Origin of the sequence: Mycobacterium sp. E2497, from assembly GCF_001668695.1 — a bacterium.
Lineage (GTDB): Bacteria > Actinomycetota > Actinomycetes > Mycobacteriales > Mycobacteriaceae > Mycobacterium.
Window position 1 is genome coordinate 1 of sequence record NZ_LZKD01000258.1, and the last position, 1,126, is coordinate 1,126.

Here is a 1,126-nt window from a genome sequence, read left to right on the forward strand (position 1 = left end):
GTGGTGCCCGAGCCGCCGTGGTGAACCACCGCCCGGCAGGCGGGGAAGATCTTCGTGTAATTCACCACGCCCACCACCTTGACGTGGTCGGAATGCGGCACTCCGCTGAAGTCGGTTCCGCCGAAACACAGCAGCGCCCGCTCGCCCAGGGTCGCGGATGCCGAGCTGATCATCTCGACTGTGGCGGAAGGAGATTCGAGGGGGATGCTGCCTGAACCGAAGCAGATCGGCGGTGAGCCACCGGCGATCCATGACGCCACGTCCTCGTCGGCGTCCGTGGTCAACTGCATCGTCAGCGCACCGACAAAGGGCCGTCGGTCGCCCCACTTCTTCGCCCATTCGGCGGCCAGGCCGGGAAAGCAGACTTCGTCATAGGCCTGAATCTCGAGCGAACCGCGTTCGGCGATCCGCCGCGGCGAGGGTTTCGTGGCCGCGGACAGGCCGAGTTCGCGGCGCTGTGCGTTCTCGACTCGCTTCGTCGACCGCCAAAACAACCACTCGACCGTCTTCATGCTGGAGCGGAACAGCGGCGCCGGCACGCGCGGAACGAGCTGGCCGTTGGCCCGCATCGGGAAGTGATGCAGTGTCGCCAGCGGAATGCCGTAGAACTCGGCGACGTTGGCGGCGGCCTGCTCGAAATTCAGGCCGGTGCAGAGCAGGTCGGCGCCGGCCGCAAGCGACGTCAGCGTGGTGTTCACCTCGCCCCAATGCCGGATCAGGGGCTCCCACACCTTGCGCATCAACCTGATCGGGCTGCGGACCGTCCAGATGTTCCGGAAGAACTCCGCCCACATGTTGCGAAGGAACTCCTCGTCGAGGAAATCATGCAGTTCCGGGCCGTACGGGACCGCCGCGAGCCCGGCGGACTCGGCGAAGCCCACCAATTCCGGCGGGACCGCCATGGCCACGTCGTGCCCTCGGCGCACCAGCTCGCGGCCAACAGCCGCCAAAGGCTCGATGTCGCCGCGCGTTCCATACCCGGCGAGAACGAATTTCGTCACGGGTCCTAGCCTTGCAGTTGCCGTGCACCGGCGACGTCGGGGGTATGGCTCCTCACCCAATCCGTCCCACGCGCGCGAAGTTTTCCAGAAGTTCGGCGGTCTTGGTGATGCTGTCCGCAGGCTTG

Annotated in this window: 1 protein-coding gene; it reads right to left on the reverse strand. The window is 66.3% G+C overall.

Annotated elements, in window-relative coordinates:
* The coding region (locus tag A5713_RS24500) for a glycosyltransferase (protein ID WP_068098814.1) at positions 1 to 1,001 on the reverse strand (1,001 nt) is incomplete at its 3' end.
* Positions 1,002 to 1,126: the final 125 nt, after the last annotated feature.